The organism is Anaerococcus tetradius ATCC 35098 (genome assembly GCF_000159095.1).
Lineage (GTDB): Bacteria > Bacillota > Clostridia > Tissierellales > Peptoniphilaceae > Anaerococcus > Anaerococcus tetradius.
Map to the genome: position 1 here is coordinate 170,819 of NZ_GG666297.1, position 16,749 is coordinate 187,567.

Consider the following 16,749-nt stretch of genomic DNA (forward strand, 5'->3'; position numbering starts at 1 on the left):
TACTATTATTATTCTTTTCTATTACAATTTTAGCTTACTTATACTTTCTATAATTTCTTCCATGTGCATGCCATGGCTACCCTTTACAAACAATAGGCTTGATCTAGTTATTAAGGATTTTAACTTATCAATTAAATCATTCTTGCTGGTGAAATGAAAGAGTCTATTTTTTGGGAAATTCTCCAAGGCCCCTTGGTACATATAATAGGAGAGTTCGCCAAAAAACAAACAGTAATGAACATCTTTAGGATCAATTTCTTTTCCAACTTGATAGTGGAGATCTTTTTCACTTTCTCCCAACTCAAGCATATCACCAAGGACTAGGATTTTATTATCGTAGCCTCCCAACATTTTTGTAGTATTAAGACCACTTCTTAGGGATTGGGGATTAGATTTATAGCAATCGTCCAAGACATCGAAGCCATCAAATTCTATAATTCTAGATCTGTTATTAGCGGGAGTTACTTCCAAAAGCCCTTCTTTGATTTGCTCCTTACTAAGGCCTAAAAGGCTAGAAATCAAGAGGCAGGCACCACCATTATAGACATTGTGGCTGCCCAAGAGGGGAATTTCGTAAACGTCACCGTCATGGCTAAAGCTAACCTTAGCAAGCTTTTCTCCTACATCCTTTACTACAAAGTCATTGTCATCATTTTCCCCAAAACTAATCTTTTTTTGCTTTATAGTATATAAGGAAATATCTTTTTTGATAGTTGGGTCATCACCATTATAGATAAAATATCCTTCTGGATTTAAGCCCTCAACTATTTCCATCTTAGCCTTTAGGATTCCTTCCTTAGTCTTTAACTTCTCCAAGTGACTATCCCCGATATTAGTGATAAGAGCTATATCTGGCTTAACTATACTTGTAGTTAGGGAGATGTCACCGAAACTATCAGTTCCCATTTCTACAATAGCAACTTCGCAATCTTCACGAAGACTTAGGATGGTTTTTGGAACTCCTATCTCGTTGTTGAGATTGCCGATGGTTTTTTGAACATTGAATTTTTTCTTGAGGACTTCGTAGAGGAGGTCCTTAGTAGTAGTCTTTCCATTAGAACCAGTAATGCCTATGATTTTAGTTGAAGAAAGCTCATTTCTATAGGCCTTTGCTAAAGCTTGGAGGGCCTTTAGGGTATCATCAACTCTTATATAAGGGATGGAAATGTTATTTTTAATCTTGTAATCCTTATCTATAAGGAAGGCAGCTGCCTTTTTATCTTCGCACTCCTTAATAAAAAGTCTGCCATCAAAAACTTCACCAACTAGGGGGATATAGAGATTTCCTTCTTGGATGGTCCTAGAATCAGTTGAAACGCCCTTTATCATGTGGGAGTCATAGGCCTTATCACAAAGCTCAGCCTTTAACATTCGAGAAATTTCACCAAGACTTCTTTCTATCATTTAGACCACCTTTCTAAGCCATCATCAATCAAGATATCCAAAACTTCTGAGAAGTTTTTCTTATACATCAACTCGCAAAGTCTCGCAAAGAAAGAACTAGGAGTAAAGCCTGGGAAGGTATTTATTTCATTTACATAAAAATTACCATCTTCTCCATAGAAAATATCGACCCTGGCAAAGCCTTCGCAACCACAGACTTCATAAGCCTTTCTTACAAAATCTTGGGCCTCTTTTAGCTTGTCATCGTCTAGGTCATAAGGAAGAGATTCCTTGGTAGTCTTTGAAAAGTATTTGGCATCATAATCTAGGAAAGTATGATCGGATATATAAGCACCCGGTCTTGAAACATCAGGATTCATATGGCCAACTACAGCAAATTCGATTTCTTGACCGACAATAAGCTCTTCTACTAAGACCTTTTTGTCATATTTAAGGGCCAAATATCCAGCCTCGAGGAGTTCTTCTTTGCTAGTAACCTTACTAACACCAACAGATGAACCATTAGCTGAAGGCTTAACTATAAGAGGAAGGCCAATCTCATCAATGCACTTCTGAGCGAAACTTTCACCAAAGCCTTCCCTATTAGTATAGAGGTATTTTGCTTGACGTAAATTATTCTTCTCAAAAATATCATTACTTGTAACCTTATCCATGCAAATAGCGGATGAAAGAAGACCATTACCAATATATTTAAGACCAGCTACATCAAGAAGACCTTGAATAGTTCCATCTTCTCCATAGGTTCCGTGAACTGCGGGAATAATTATGGTTTCACTCAAATCTTCCTTGCTAAGGCTATCGAGGAAATTTGCTATTGACTTAGCTTTATTTACCTTAATATCCCTAACTAGGTCGAATTCATCACTTGTATCTATCTTATCGAAGCTATCTGAATAAGCTCCTTCTTTATTAATATAAACTAGTTTAATTTTATATTTCTCTTCATTCAAATTCTTAGATATGTTTAGGGCACTTCTTAGTGAAATATCATGTTCACTTGAAGGACTTCCACATAAAATATAGACATTAATCATTACTTGCTCTCTTTCATATAAATTCTATGAAGATTATACTACTTGTAGAAAAAATGGGCTAATAATTAAAGAATTAGCCTAGGACTTACAGAATAGAAACAGGAATATATTACATTTGTAACAATTATTTTTGAGGAAATATGAAATATTTTAATAAGTAAATAAAAAAATAAGGGAGAAAAACGCTAACTCCTAAAAAAACCTAGGCAATTTAATTTGGCAAAGTGCGATATACCAACACCTACAAGACAAAATAGCCTAAATTTAAAATCTACATAATTTTCACACAATTAAAAGGTACAATAACAAATGTAAATAAGAACTGTTAATAATTTGTAACTATTGTTACAAGAAAATTTTGAAAATAATCATTGATATATAGAAAGAGGAAAAAATGAACAGATTAACAAAATATGCCCTAGCAGCAGCCCTAGTATTACCGACTGTATTCTCGATAGGATCGAAAGAAGCAAAGGCAGATAGAATTAACCTAGATACAAATAAAGCAAAAGTAGTTAACGTAAGAAATTCAGCTGAAGAAAAGAACAATGTTATAGGACAAATCAAAGACTCAAACAAGTCATACGAAGTCCTAGGCAAGTCAAATGGCTGGTATAGAATTGACTTTGAAGGAAAAGAAGCATTCGTAGGAACATCTTGGTTCAAACTAACAGCTGAAACAGAAGTTATAGCTCCAGCAAACTTTAGAGATGCTGCAAAATTATCATCAAAGGTAATCAAAGTTCTAAACGAAGGTGATATAGTAGAAGTTATAGAAGAAGCTGACAATGGCTTTGTAAAAGTTAAACATAATGGCGAAGAAGGATACATATACAATAATCTTCTTAAATCTTTCAACGAAAGAAACAAAAATGCTAAAGAAAAGAAAAAAGTAGCTAAAAAATCAAATAACAATTCACAAAATTACCAAGAACCAAGCTACACTTATACAGAAGAAGTAACTTACTATGACAATGGATCTAACAATAGCTCTCAAGATTACAGCGGAGAAGACAATTCTTCTTACCAAGGAGATTCAAACTGGGCAAAAGAATGGATAGCTCAAAGAGAATCTGGTGGATCATACACAGCTTATAATCCAAATGGTGGTTACTACGGAAGGTATCAACTTAATCCAGCTCTAGTAAGCTACGGAGCAAGTCCAGCAGAACAAGAAGCTGCTGCAGATTCATATGTATATGGAAGATATGGTTCATGGGAAAATGCTCAAGCATTCTGGGCTAATAACGGTTGGTATTAAAAATAAGCTTACAATTATTATGGAGCTTATGATAATTAGAAAAAGACTTATCCTAGGCTAAATACCTAGAAGATCTGCTTAATTAGATAATATATAGAAAATCAAAGTAGAAAGTTACTAAGTTTATCCTTAGGACTTTCTACTTTTTAATTTGCTGGATTATTTTTCTTTGCACTAATTGAGAAAAGGGTAAAATGATAATTATAAGAATATCCAGGAGGAAATAATGAAAGCCATATTAACAGTTATAGGACTTGATCAAGCAGGAATAATCTATAAAGTATCAAAAATACTTTACGAATACAATATTAACATCCTAGATTTAAGCCAAACCATAATGGTCGATCAATTTGCAGGTATGTTTAATATTGATTTATCCAAAGCTAATGCTGATTTTACAGAGATAGGCAAGGCTTTTGATAAGTTAAGCGAACAAACAGGTCTAGAAATTAGAATTCAAAACGAAAAGCTTTTTGATGCAATGCACAGGATATAAGTATGGATAGGAATAATATAATTGAAACAATCAAGATGCTTGATGAGGAAAATCTCGATATTAGAACCCTCACCATGGGGATCTCCCTTCTTGATTGTATAGATAGCGATTATAAAGTCGCTTGTGAAAAAATTTATAACAAGTTAATTAGAGAGAGTAAGGACTTTATTAAGGTATCCAAGGAAGTTTCAAAAATTTATGGGGTGCCAATAATTAATAACAGGATATCTGTTACACCAATCTCTTTGATAGCAGCTAGTACCGATCTTGACGATTATACTCCCTTTGCCCAATGCCTAGATAGGGCGGCTAAGGATATAGGAGTTGACTTTATCGGAGGATTTTCTGCCCTTGTTCAAAAGGGTATGACTAAGGCTGATGAGATTTTAATTAAGTCTATCCCAAAAGCTCTAGCAAGTACAGACTTGGTTTGCTCTAGCGTAAATGTCGGCTCTACCAAGGCAGGTATTAATATGGATGCAGTTGCTATGTGCGGAGAAGTTATTAAGGATTTAGCTCAAAGAACAGCTTCAAGTGATAGCCTAGGTTGTGCTAAGCTTGTAATCTTTTCTAATGCTGTTGAGGATAATCCCTTCATGGCTGGAGCCTTCCATGGGGTAAGTGAAGCTGAAACTGTAATTAATGTTGGGGTATCTGGTCCTGGAGTAGTTAAGTCTGCTATATCAAATAAGGATAATTTACCAATTAATGAAATTTGTGAGATAATCAAAAAGACAGCCTTCAAAATTACTAGGATGGGAGAACTTGTAGGTAGGGAAGTTTGCGAAAAACTTGGCAAAGAGTTTGGTATTCTCGATTTATCCCTTGCACCAACACCTGCCATAGGAGATTCTGTTGGAAGAATCCTAGAAGAGATAGGTATTGATAATGTAGGTGGCCATGGAACGGTAGCAGCCCTTGCTCTTCTCAATGATGCGGTTAAAAAGGGAGGACTTATGGCTAGTGCCTCAGTAGGTGGTCTTTCCGGAGCTTTCATTCCAGTTAGTGAAGATGAGGGTATGATTAAGGCAGCAGATGGGGGCTATCTAAGCTTTGATACACTAGAAGCTATGACTTGTGTATGTTCAGTCGGACTTGATATGATAGCTATACCAGGAGATACAACAGCGGCTACTATCTCTGCAATAATTGCTGATGAGGCAGCTATTGGTATGATCAATGCAAAGACAACTGCTGTTAGAGTTATTCCAGTTGTTGGCAAGAAAGTTGGAGATTACGCACAATTCGGTGGTCTTTTGGGCTATGCACCAATAATTGATATAGGAAATTCAAATTCAGAAAAAATGATAAAAAGAGGTGGCCATATACCAGCCCCTGTTCACTCATTTAAAAACTAAGGAGAAAATATGGAAAGCAAAAATCCAATAGTAACAATAGAAATGGAAAATGGCGATATAATAAAGGCAGAACTCTATCCAGATATAGCACCAAACACTGTAAATAACTTTATTTCCCTAATTAAAAAGGGCTTTTACGATGGCCTAATTTTCCATAGGGTTATAAAAAACTTTATGATCCAAGGTGGTGACCCACAAGGCACAGGTATGGGAGGCCCAGGCTATGCAATAAAGGGTGAATTTAACATGAATGGTTTTAAAAATGATTTAAAACACGAAAGAGGAGTCCTATCCATGGCAAGGAGCTTCATGCCAGATTCAGCAGGCAGCCAATTTTTCATCATGCACCAAGATAGCCCACACCTAGACGGACAATATGCAGGCTTTGGTAAGGTAATCGAAGGCATGGACGTGGTAGATAAGATAGCAGCAAGCAAAACTGACAGACAAGATAGACCAAAAGAAGACGTAAGAATCAAACAAGCAAGCGTAGAAACCTTTGGTAAGGAATATCCAGAAGTAGTTAAAATGTAAAAAAAGACCAGGAGCAATCCTGGTTTTAGTGTGGGTAATTTCTAGGAAAACGAGACGATAAATAAATATTTTGTTAAAGATTTCAAAAAATATTTGACAATGATGACATTATTTTCTATAATTAAATAAATGGTAGTTACCACTTGTGTATAGGAAATCGTTTTTAAAGTTTTTGAAATTTTTTCTAAAACTTTAAAATTGTAGTATAAGTTTTCTTGCAACAAAGTTACTGTTTAAAATACTAAATAACTATATAAGGAGGATATTATGTTACAAACAGTTATAGTATTTTTGGTTGTTACGGGGTTGGTATCGTTAATTTCTTGGATTAGAACCAAAGATGACGATCTATCAACATCAAAGGGTTATTTTTTAGCGGGAAGGGGTTTAGGTGCATTTGTAATAGCTTGCTCAATGGTATTAACCTCTTTATCAACAGAACAGATGATAGGAGTCAATGCAAATACATATGTAGGCAATTTTTCAATTATTGCTTGGACAGTACAGTCTGTAATTCCTTTATGTATATTAGCAAAGGTTTTACTACCTAAATATCTTAGGGAAGGATATACAACTATCCCAGAATTTTTTGAAAATAGGTACGCAAGATCTACTAGACTTGTAATGTCAACTTTATTTTTATTTTTCTATATATTCATTTCAATACCAGTAGCATTATATACAGGTGCGATAGCTTTCAATCAAATATTTAATTTGGAACAATTTGGATTAGATTATGCTCAAGCAATGTGGATAACTGTATGGGCTATAGGTTTAGTTGGTGCTATATATGCAATATTTGGTGGACTAAAAGCAGTTGCCGTATCTGATACTGTAAATGCTGTAATATTAGTAATTGGTGCCTTATTAGTACCTTACTTTGGATTAAAATACTTAGGAAGTGGTAATTTACTTCAAGGTATAGATGTTATAACATCATCACATATTGAAAAGTTTAATGCTATAGGAAGTGCAACTGACGCAGTGCCATGGACAGCAATATTCACAGGTATATTTATAGTTAATTTATTTTACTGGACAACTAACCAAGCTATAGTTCAGAGAACTATGGGAGCCAAAGATTTAGCTTCAGGTCAAAAGGGAATAGTTATAGCAGCATTCTTCTTGTTGTTACTACCATTAATATTGAATTTACCAGGATTAATAGCATTTCATATTTTTGGAGATGGCATTAAAAATATGGACTTATCTTACCCAACATTAGTAAATGAAGTCATGCCAAAATATTTACAAGGATTTTTTGTAGCCGGTTTATTTGGTGCTGTTTTATCAACATTTAATTCATTTCTGAATTCGGCAGCTACTATATTTTGCAACGACTTATTACCAATGGTAAGTAAGAAGAAAAGAGAGGATAAAGATTTAATAAAACTAGCTAAAAAAGTATCAGCAATAATGGCAATTATTACAATGTTTATAGCTCCTTTATTGATGTATGGATCAGATGGTGTATTCTTATTTACAAAAAGATTTGCTGGATTCTTCAATATTCCAATAGTTGCTTTATTTGTAGTCGGAATATTCAACAAAACAGTATCATCAAAAGCCGCTAACATAACTGTAGGCTTACACATATTACTATATTTTAGTTTAGTGTGGGTATTTAAAGTTAGTTTGAACTTCCAACACGTAATGGGCGGACTATTTGTATTTGATGTCATATCTATGCTACTTTTAGGTAAAATTTGGGGAAAAGATACCCCTTACGAAGCCTCAACTGATAATAAATCTGGAGTAGATTTGTGCGAATGGAAGTATATCAATTTATTAATTTCAACAGTTGTGTTAAGTTTAATTGCACTATATGCATTACTATCTCCAATTGGATTAGCATCAGAAGCTGGAAAACCATTAAATGTATTGATTGGATATATAGTTATAGAAATAGCGATAATTATATTTTTTATAAGTAAAACAAAAAGGACTGCTATTCATGAATAATATAGTATATATTTTATTGGATCAAATACGTCTGGATATGTTGGGAACATACGGACATGATATAGTTAAAACTCCAAATATTGATAAAGTGGCAAGCGAAGGTATAAAATTTACTAACGCATATACACCAGCCTCTGTTTGTGGACCGGCAAGGACATCTTTATTTACAGGTCTTATGCCATCAACTCATGGTATTATCAGAAACGGGGAAAAAGGTGGTTCTGGAGAGATAGATAAAGATAAACCAAATATAATGAATCTATTAGATGAACATTATAAGTTTATTACAGGCAAATGGCATGTGGGAACAAAATCAATCCCAAAAGATTATGATATAAAAGGACATAATTTCGATGGTTATGGATATCCGGGAAGTGGCGTATATAAAAATTTAGTTTTTGATCAGCCACCAACTCGAGTTAGCAATAGGTATAAGGAATGGTTAATTGAAAATGACTATGAAATTCCTGAGGTTTCAAAAGCTTACTTTGGAGATAATCCTCATTTGAGAGTACAGGAGTTGTGTGGATTATTATCTGGAACTAAAAATGAAACAATACCTTACTTCATAATTGATGAAGCGAAAAAATATGTAAAAGAATCTACAGAATTATCTAAACCATTTTTTGGATGGATAAATTTTTGGGGTCCACATACACCATGTATTGTTCCTGAACCATACTATTCAATGTATAATCCTGATGATATTATATTGGATGATAGTTTCTTCAAACCTTTAGTTGGCAAACCTGGTCACTATAAATCAATTTCAAAGATGTGGGGAATGTGGGAAGCAAGCGAGGCTAGATGGAAAGAAGTTATATCAAAATATTGGGGTTATATTACACTAATTGATGACGCCATTGGAGATTTCATAGATTATTTAAAAGAAAATAATTTATATGACAATACATTTTTAGTAATAACTGCAGATCATGGTGATGCCATGGGAGCTCATAGGATGATTGAAAAGGGTGAATTTATGTTTGACACAACATATAAGATTCCTATGATAGTTAAAGATGTTAATTCTAAAAATAAGTCTGCAGTTAATGATAATTTAGTATATTTACATGATTTAACTGCGACAGCATATGATATATCAGGTAAGAAAATTCCTGAAGAATTTGAATGTGAATCAATTTTACCAATCATAAGGGATAAGGCAAATAATGATAGAAAAGGTGTTTTATCTCAATTAGCAGGCCATTTTGTATATTTTGAGCAAAGAATGTGGCATAGGAAAGATTATAAATTAGTATTTAATGCATCTGATTTATGCGAGTTATATGATGTAAAGAATGATCCGGATGAGTTAAATAATTTGTTCTATAATGATGAATATAAAGACATAAAAAGAGAGCTTTTAGAAGAAATGCACGATGAAATGCTTAGAATCTCTGATCCTTTAGAAAACTGGCTATATAGAATTATCTTAGAACTTTAATAAAAAAATAATATCCCTCGGAAATTTTTTCGAGGGATATTATGATAGAAGGTGGCAAAATGTTAGATTTAAAAATGAAAAATATAAGTGTACTAATAAAACCGGCATCTTCAAACTGTAATATTAAGTGTGAGTATTGTTTTTATTATGATGAATCAGCAAATAGAGAAGTGTTTGATTATGGATTTATATCAATTTCAACTATAGATATCTTCCTTATGAAAATTTTTAACCTTGTGACAGAAAGTGTTTCATTTCTTTTTCAAGGTGGTGAACCAATGTTGATTGGGATAGAATTCTATAAGGTATTTGAAAAAATAGTCAAAAAATACAATAAAAATAAAATAAAAGTAAATTACTCTATACAAACTAACGGTATTTTACTTAACCAAGAATGGGCTGAATATTTTTATAGTTCAAACTACCTAGTTGGAGTTTCACTTGATGGAATAAAAAATACCCATGATAAATATAGGATGGATAAAAATAAGAGTGGAACATTTGAAAAGGTCTTAGATGCAATTGATTTACTTAAGAAAAATAAGGTGCAATTTAATATTTTAACCGTTGTAACAAACGAAATTGTAGATAGTGTTAGTGAGATATATAAGTTTTATAAAGATAGTGACTTTTATTACATGCAATTTACTCCATCAATTGAACCTATAAAAAAAGTGGGTCAATACCAATATATGGATACAAAACATTTTGGCCAGTTTCTAGATGAACTGTTTAATTTATGGTATGAGGATATTAAAAATAAAAATTATTATTCAATTAGATATTTTGAAAATCTGATCATGATATTAATGGGCATAACTCCAGAATCTTGCGATGCTCAAGGTAAGTGCGATATAACCCTTGTAATGGAGGCAGATGGTTCAATTTATCCTTGCGATTTTTATATTTTAGATGCTTGGCGTTTAGGAAATATTAATAATAATGCTTTAGAGGATATTATTCTTTCCAAAAAATCTAAAGAATTTATAATTAGTTCTATAAATATTCCAGAACAATGTAAGTCATGTGAATATTTATTAATATGTAGGAATGGATGTAGAAGGTATAGAAACAATGAAAATCTGAATATCTATTGTGAAAGTTATTATTACTTTTTTAAAAGGAATTATGGAAAACTCATTGAATTAAAAGATATTATTCTGAAGGAAAGAAAAGTAAAAGCGAATTAATTTAAATAATATTTTGTAATATACAATGAGTTATTTACTTTAGGTAAATATTTTATTGTTTTGTATTTTTGGATAGAGAGGTTTTATATTTTTATGAAAAAAATTATTAGAAATGATATTCTTAAAGTTGTGATAAATATAAATGGAGCTTTTATTGATGAGTTTTGTTTTGGCGAAAAAAATATCTTTTACCCTAGATTTACAGTTGATATTGATGGAATCCAGAAACCAAGGGGTGGGATGCATCCATGTTTGCCACAATTTGGAGTCAGTGAGATAAATAAATTGATGGTTCACGGTTATGGAAGAGATTTAGTTTGGGAAATCATTGAAGAAGATCAAAATAGAATTATATTGGCTTTGGATGGACATTTTGGATATGAAGGGATGAACTCATTGATAGAATATTCACTGGATAAGAATAAGTTTGATGTAAAACTGACTTTAAAAAATACATCAAATAATAATTTCTTGGTGGCACCTGGCTTCCATCCATATTTTTATTATGATAATAATTTCTTTATTGATGGAGTGGATTTAAATCATGATGATTTAAGAAAAACAATATTTGTAAAAAGTAATGAGATAAATTTTAGAACAGGTGAAATTGAAGTGAAAATATTAACAGATAATTTTAATGTTTTCACAATATGGTCTGATTTTATAGAGAATTATATATGTATAGAACCAACTTTTAATGGAAATTCATTTACAAAAGAAAAAAATGATCCATATATTTTAAATGTTAAGGAAGAATTTAAAGCACAATTTTCTATAAAGATTGATTAAAATTTTACTGTATACAAATTAGATGATTAAGCTTACATATTAAGTATAAATGTTAAAATTTTGGGGGATAGAGTGTAGAAAATCTATGGAAAAGAAAAATAAATTATGGCGAATTTTTAAATCAACCCTATACCTATCAGCCTTTACCTTTGGTGGAGGCTACGTGATATTGACCTTGATGAAAGATACATTTGTAGATAAATTAAAGTGGATAGACAAGGACCAGATGCTTGATATGACTGCTATTGCCCAGTCAGCTCCGGGAGCAGTTGCTATAAACGCGTCAATAGTTGTTGGCTATGAAACTGGGGGACTTCTTGGAATGCTTGTGGCAATTTTGGGTACGGCCATCCCACCATTGGTAATTATTTCGATAATTTCAATGTTTTACCAAGCCTTTATCGCAAATTATTATATAGCGAGATTTTTAAAGGGAATGCAGGGGGCTATTGCTGCCCTGATTTTTAAGGTTTCCTATGATATGGGCAAGGATCTTCTTAAGAGTAAGTCAAAATTTGTGCCAGTAATTATGGTACTTGCCTTCATCTTGGGATATTTTTTGAAGGTAAATATAGTTTATATAATTGCTGGTCTAATTTTACTTGGCCTTTTAAATGCCCTTACAAAAAGGAGGGGACATGTTAGTTAAATTATTTATAAGTTTTTTAAAAATCGGACTCTTCTCCTTTGGAGGAGGCTATGCAGCCCTTCCCCTCATCCAACAGGAAGTAGTTACTCAAAATGGGTGGTTGGGTGTAAGTGAATTTAACGACCTAATTACCATTAGCCAGATGACCCCAGGTCCAATCGCCCTAAATTCAGCGACCTTTGTAGGCCAAAGAGTTGCAGGTTTTCCGGGAAGTCTTGCTGCAACAATTGGTTGTATTTTGCCATCAGCCATAATAGTTGGCGCCCTTTCATATTTTTATAAAAAGTACAAGGACTTGGATTTGATGACAGAAGTCCTAAAATTTTTAAGACCTGCCATTGTTGTGATGATCCTAATAGCTGGCCTTGATATACTCAAAACTGCCCTATTTGATGTAAACTTCATATCAATAGCAAACCTTGACTTTAAAATGCTAGGCTTATTTATAGGAGCGTTTATAATCATGAATAAAAAAAACTATGACCCTATTAAGGTCATGGTTGCAAGTGGTTGTTTGTATTTGATTTTAGGTTTTGTTAGCTAGTGATAAGTCAAGTCCATAATATTGTGTAAATTTACTAGTACAATATTTGCTATTTAATTCTAATATACAATTTAGAAGATGTTATCCAATCCTGATTGATATCAATGAGGATTGCACCTATTAAGCGAATATCTGAATCTTCGTTAGGAAATATTCTAATTACTTTTTCACGTCTTCTAACTTCTTCATTTAGTCTTTCTAAGCAGTTAGTTGACCTAAGTCTACTATGAATTGTATCATTAGCTAAATATGCAAAGGCATCTCCAAATCCTTAATCTAAGGTTTTTAATGAGTTTTGAAATTTCTTTCTGTTAAATTTAGTAAGTTGAGCGAACGAAAGAGTGCAAAACAAAAAAGGGTTTGTTGCAAAACTATGAATAATCATCGTACCATCGTTAGAAGGTTCTCTTAGGAAATTTTACCTCTCCTTGCCGGTGGGCATATTAGTGCCTGCCGGCTGATGGAGGCATTTAGCCCGTCGGCAAGGTGAGACTTTCCGTGGAGGTTCTTCTAACGATAATGGTACGATTTATTCATTCTGCAACAGCCCCTTTTTTAGTTTAGTTAGTGCTATCGTACATTTCTAGAAGTTTTTCTAGAACTTTAATTTTTTCTCTAATATCTCTGCCTTCGTCCGTATCTTTCTTTAGCATCCTTGGCAAGAGGATTTCTACTTCTTTGATATTTGGTGTGTAGCTTGATACCTTATCTGTTATTGATTCGTAAGACTTATGCTCGGCGAGGGCTACATGGTGGGAGTTAAACATGAGAGTATAACCAGCGATTCCTGTTTTTGCCTGATAAGGTTTGGAGATTCCGCCATCAATCACATAGAGCTTACCATTAGCCTTGATTGGGTTATCACCCTTGTTTGCCTTTACTGGAACGTGGCCATTAATTATCCTTCTTCTTTCGTTTTTGATTTCGAATTCGTCTAGGATCATATCTACAATCTCTTCCTTATCACAAAGCTTGTAATAAGGGTTAAAGACTTCTTTTTTTAAGTCCTTGTCATCTACAAAGATATTTTCAAAATATGAGTATTGACTCTTGCCGAAAATTGGTGAATATTTACCATTTATCAGATACCACATCACATCCTTGGCAAAGAGAGAGTCGGTAAAGTAGGCGTCTCTTGCTATTTTATCGAAGGCATCCATTAATTTTCTGCCAGTATATGTCTTGCCCTTAATCTTTACTTCCTTGAATTTGCCATCTTCTGTAAGAGGTATGCAACCATGAAAGAGGAGAGATCCATTTTCTGTTTTGTACATAGATCCATTCTTGTATAAGAATCTCATATGGCGGTTAAGTCTGTTGCCCTTGGTAAAATCGCTCTTTAGGATATCTATTATAAACTTTTCTGAATCGCTAAGCTTTAGTGGGTTCTTTGGATCTATAGTTGGGAAATTTGTATCCTTCATTGGGACATTTTTGTAGGTCATCTTCTCAAAATCGACAAATTTGAGGAAGTTTCTATCATCTACATTAAATTCAGGATTTCTATTTATGAGGGCGCCGTCAAGTTTAAATCTTATGATAGAAATTGCCTTATACATTTTAGCAGCAACTTCGCCACTGACATTGTCATAAATATTTCTGTCAAAAATTTTTGGCATGAAAAGCTTACAAGGATCATTCTTGTAGGTGTGGATGGCAAATTCATAAAGGGGTCTAAGATTTATCCCATAGCCATCTTCTAGCATGTCGAAATTATTATAAGAGATGGCATTCGCAACACAAGCAGCTATCAAAGCCTCATTGCCACTAGCTGCCCCCATCCAGGCTATGTCGTGATTGCCCCATTGGATATCTACATTAGGAAAGCCAAGTAACTCGTCCATAATTATGTGTGGGGAAGGGCCCCTATCGTAAATATCTCCAACTATGTGAAGCTTATCAACTGAGACTCTTTGGATGAGTTTTGCTAGAGAGATTATAAACTCCTTGGCAGAATTGTATTTTACAATATTTGCAATAAGAGATTCATAGTATTCCTTTTTGTTGAACTCTGAATCGTTGGTATATAAAAGCTCGTCAATAATATTGGTGTAGGAGCCGGTAAACTTGCTTTTTACATAGGCTTTAGGATATTTGGTAGATACAAATCTAAAGAGATTGATTAGCCTGTGAATGGTGATTGTTAGAAAGTCCTCAGTTAATAAATCGTTTTCGGAAAACTCTTTGATAACATAGCTTGGATCATAGATAAGCTCCGCTAGTTGGTCTTGGTCCTCTTGGATTAAGGTATCCCCATAGAACTTTTTGATTTTATCTCTAATATTTCCTGAAGCAGACCTTAGGAGGTGGAGGAAGGCTTGGCTTTCTCCATGGATATCAGAGAAAAAATACTCAGTCCCCTTAGGAAGATAGAGCTTCGAGTTAAGAGAAATCAACTCATCTTTGATAGCTGATTTGCTTGGATAGATGTCTTTTAATAGTTTTAAATAATTGTTGTCCATATTTCCCCTCATTTCTTCTTACTTGCTATATACCCATTAGTAGGAAATTTCAAAGAAAAAGAATGAAATTACTCATCCTTTTTTTCTTCTTCTATAATATTTTCGTTTGAAGATTTTTCTTCTAGCTTGTTTATAGTTAAAGTGCTCTTTTCTTCTTTACTAGGATTAGAATCTTCTTTTGCATTGTCGAGCTTAGCCTCTTCTTTTTTCTCACTTGCAAAATTTAGGGAGTAAAGCTTTGGCTCATCTTCACTATTTGCAAGGGTATTTCTTTTGCTAGTAGCTTCTATTTTTCTTAGCTTAGGAGCTTTATTTATATCTATTTTTTTCTCTTTTATTTTTTCCTTATTAGCATCTTGAATCTTTTTCATTTCTTCATCAGAATTTCCACTGTGATAGGCTCCCCTAGATTTATTATAGATACCCATAATTGATGCTAAAATTATTAGGGCGTTTAGAACAAGGGGGATATAGATTAATCTTTCCCTTATGAATAGAAGAATAAGCAAATCTATTATTATAAAGAAACATGCAAAGAAAATATTGGACAAGAACTTCTCTCCAGTTTTTCCAGATTGAAAAATATTTCTTGTAACTTTAAAATTTAAGAAAAAGCCACAGATTAGGATAATTATTGCAATTGGCTTAACAAAACCTAGGGATATTGGCGAAAAGCCTACTATATCCAAAAAGCCTGCCAAAAGTTTCTTATCTACAAAGCCTGCAAAAATAGTTGCGAATAAAAATAAAATTGTAATGACAGACCTAAATAGTCCACCTATAAAAGTTAGTAGTCTTGTAGTTGTTTTCATATTGCCTCCATTTATATTATTATAGCATAAATTATCGATTTGTTTATATCTTTTATTGAAGTATAATAAGCCCAAAGATTTGTTTAAGTCAAGGAGGTTCTTATGCTATTTGATGAAGTCTTGGACAAAAGATATTCGGCAAGATCATATAAAAAAGATATGCCAACTGATGAAGAAATCGAAAAGCTCTTGGATGCTGCCTACAAGGCGCCGATTGCTAACGGAGCTTATGGAGAGTGTAGGCTAAGCGTTATTAAAGATAAATCTCTAATGGAAAGATTCGTAAAAGAGTATCAAGAAAAAACTCATAAGGACAAGAATCCCCTCTACGAGGCGCCTTTGTTTATAATATTTTCATCAAGCAAGGATACTAGTGCAGCTTATGAAGATGCGGGCTGTGTGATAGAGCATATTTGCCTAAAGGCCACCGAAATGGGTCTAGCTTCTTGCTACATTAGAGGCTCAGTAAACGCCTTGGGTAAAGAAGCCTCCTATATCAAAGACCTTGACCTTGATACTGGTTTTTATCCGATAAGCGGACTTATTGTAGGTTATGCTGATGGCGACGCACAGATTAAAAACCACCACATAAAGACTAATTACATAGTCTAATAATATATAATAAAGAAAAAATTGAGAAGAAGAAAGGAAAATCTCGACTAAGGACTTGAAGAGTTGATTATAATATGGTATAATTAACAATTGCTAGAAATCTATAAATCGAGATTTTTTTATTTTTTATGAAGTTATTTCTAGGGGCTTTCTAGACAGAGAAAAGCTTACGAAACAGACAAGGAGTAATGATTA

At 33.4% G+C, this 16,749-nt stretch carries 15 protein-coding genes and 1 pseudogene; 11 read left to right on the top strand and 5 right to left on the bottom strand.

Going from position 1 to position 16,749, the window contains the following annotated elements; translation table 11 throughout:
* Positions 1–21: 21 nt before the first annotated feature.
* A complete protein-coding gene (locus HMPREF0077_RS06150; RefSeq protein ID WP_004837128.1) occupies positions 22–1,404 on the bottom strand; it encodes a UDP-N-acetylmuramoyl-tripeptide--D-alanyl-D-alanine ligase in 1,383 nt (460 codons plus the stop codon).
* Positions 1,401–2,438: a D-alanine--D-alanine ligase family protein gene (locus HMPREF0077_RS06155; protein ID WP_004837129.1), complete on the bottom strand. Its 1,038-nt coding sequence runs from the start codon at positions 2,436–2,438 to the stop codon at positions 1,401–1,403. Before HMPREF0077_RS06155 ends, HMPREF0077_RS06150 begins: the two co-directional genes overlap by 4 nt.
* Before the next feature lie 394 nt (positions 2,439–2,832).
* On the opposite strand from HMPREF0077_RS06155, the gene HMPREF0077_RS06160 reads away from it, so the two are divergent.
* The 10 genes from HMPREF0077_RS06160 (at position 2,833) to HMPREF0077_RS06205 (ending at position 12,668) form a co-directional block, all read left to right on the top strand.
* Positions 2,833–3,699, top strand: a complete 867-nt coding sequence (locus HMPREF0077_RS06160) for an aggregation-promoting factor C-terminal-like domain-containing protein (protein ID WP_004837130.1) — start codon at positions 2,833–2,835, stop codon at positions 3,697–3,699.
* Between the two features lie 226 nt (positions 3,700–3,925).
* The gene (locus HMPREF0077_RS06165; protein ID WP_004837131.1) at positions 3,926–4,195 is read left to right on the top strand and encodes an ACT domain-containing protein; all 270 of its coding nucleotides are present in this window, start codon (positions 3,926–3,928) and stop codon (positions 4,193–4,195) included.
* A gap of 2 nt (positions 4,196–4,197) precedes the next feature.
* Positions 4,198–5,553 (top strand): PFL family protein, encoded by a 1,356-nt coding sequence (locus HMPREF0077_RS06170; RefSeq protein ID WP_004837132.1) that lies wholly within the window; start codon positions 4,198–4,200, stop codon positions 5,551–5,553.
* Positions 5,554–5,562: 9 nt separating this feature from the next.
* Positions 5,563–6,087 (top strand): peptidylprolyl isomerase, encoded by a 525-nt coding sequence (locus tag HMPREF0077_RS06175; RefSeq protein ID WP_004837133.1) that lies wholly within the window; start codon positions 5,563–5,565, stop codon positions 6,085–6,087.
* Between the two features lie 267 nt (positions 6,088–6,354).
* The gene (locus HMPREF0077_RS06180; RefSeq protein ID WP_004837134.1) at positions 6,355–8,049 is read left to right on the top strand and encodes a solute:sodium symporter family transporter; all 1,695 of its coding nucleotides are present in this window, start codon (positions 6,355–6,357) and stop codon (positions 8,047–8,049) included.
* Positions 8,042–9,496 carry a sulfatase family protein gene (locus HMPREF0077_RS06185; protein WP_004837135.1) on the top strand — a complete coding sequence of 485 codons (1,455 nt, stop codon included), beginning with the start codon at positions 8,042–8,044 and terminating at the stop codon, positions 9,494–9,496. Before HMPREF0077_RS06180 ends, HMPREF0077_RS06185 begins: the two co-directional genes overlap by 8 nt.
* A gap of 59 nt (positions 9,497–9,555) precedes the next feature.
* A complete protein-coding gene (locus HMPREF0077_RS06190; protein ID WP_169304254.1) occupies positions 9,556–10,686 on the top strand; it encodes an anaerobic sulfatase maturase in 1,131 nt (376 codons plus the stop codon).
* Between the two features lie 93 nt (positions 10,687–10,779).
* Positions 10,780–11,475 (top strand): aldose epimerase family protein, encoded by a 696-nt coding sequence (locus tag HMPREF0077_RS06195; protein WP_004837137.1) that lies wholly within the window; start codon positions 10,780–10,782, stop codon positions 11,473–11,475.
* Positions 11,476–11,560: 85 nt separating this feature from the next.
* Complete coding sequence (locus HMPREF0077_RS06200) at positions 11,561–12,124, top strand: chromate transporter (RefSeq protein ID WP_040349517.1); 564 nt, start codon at positions 11,561–11,563, stop codon at positions 12,122–12,124.
* Positions 12,114–12,668 carry a chromate transporter gene (locus HMPREF0077_RS06205; RefSeq protein ID WP_004837140.1) on the top strand — a complete coding sequence of 185 codons (555 nt, stop codon included), beginning with the start codon at positions 12,114–12,116 and terminating at the stop codon, positions 12,666–12,668. The genes HMPREF0077_RS06200 and HMPREF0077_RS06205 overlap by 11 nt, the downstream gene beginning before the upstream one ends.
* Positions 12,669–12,717: 49 nt before the next feature.
* Here HMPREF0077_RS06205 and HMPREF0077_RS10455 read toward each other — a convergent pair.
* The 3 genes and pseudogenes from HMPREF0077_RS10455 to HMPREF0077_RS06215 form a co-directional block, all read right to left on the bottom strand.
* Positions 12,718–12,939, bottom strand: a pseudogene (locus HMPREF0077_RS10455) (transposase); the annotation flags it as partial.
* Positions 12,940–13,228: 289 nt separating this feature from the next.
* The gene (locus HMPREF0077_RS06210; protein ID WP_040349518.1) at positions 13,229–15,130 is read right to left on the bottom strand and encodes a fructose-bisphosphatase class III; all 1,902 of its coding nucleotides are present in this window, start codon (positions 15,128–15,130) and stop codon (positions 13,229–13,231) included.
* 68 nt (positions 15,131–15,198) lie between these two features.
* Positions 15,199–15,942 carry a hypothetical protein gene (locus HMPREF0077_RS06215; RefSeq protein ID WP_004837142.1) on the bottom strand — a complete coding sequence of 248 codons (744 nt, stop codon included), beginning with the start codon at positions 15,940–15,942 and terminating at the stop codon, positions 15,199–15,201.
* Positions 15,943–16,044: 102 nt separating this feature from the next.
* Here HMPREF0077_RS06215 and HMPREF0077_RS06220 point away from each other — a divergent pair, with 102 nt between their 5' ends.
* Positions 16,045–16,554 (top strand): nitroreductase family protein, encoded by a 510-nt coding sequence (locus HMPREF0077_RS06220; RefSeq protein ID WP_004837143.1) that lies wholly within the window; start codon positions 16,045–16,047, stop codon positions 16,552–16,554.
* The last annotated feature ends 195 nt before the right edge of the window (positions 16,555–16,749 follow it).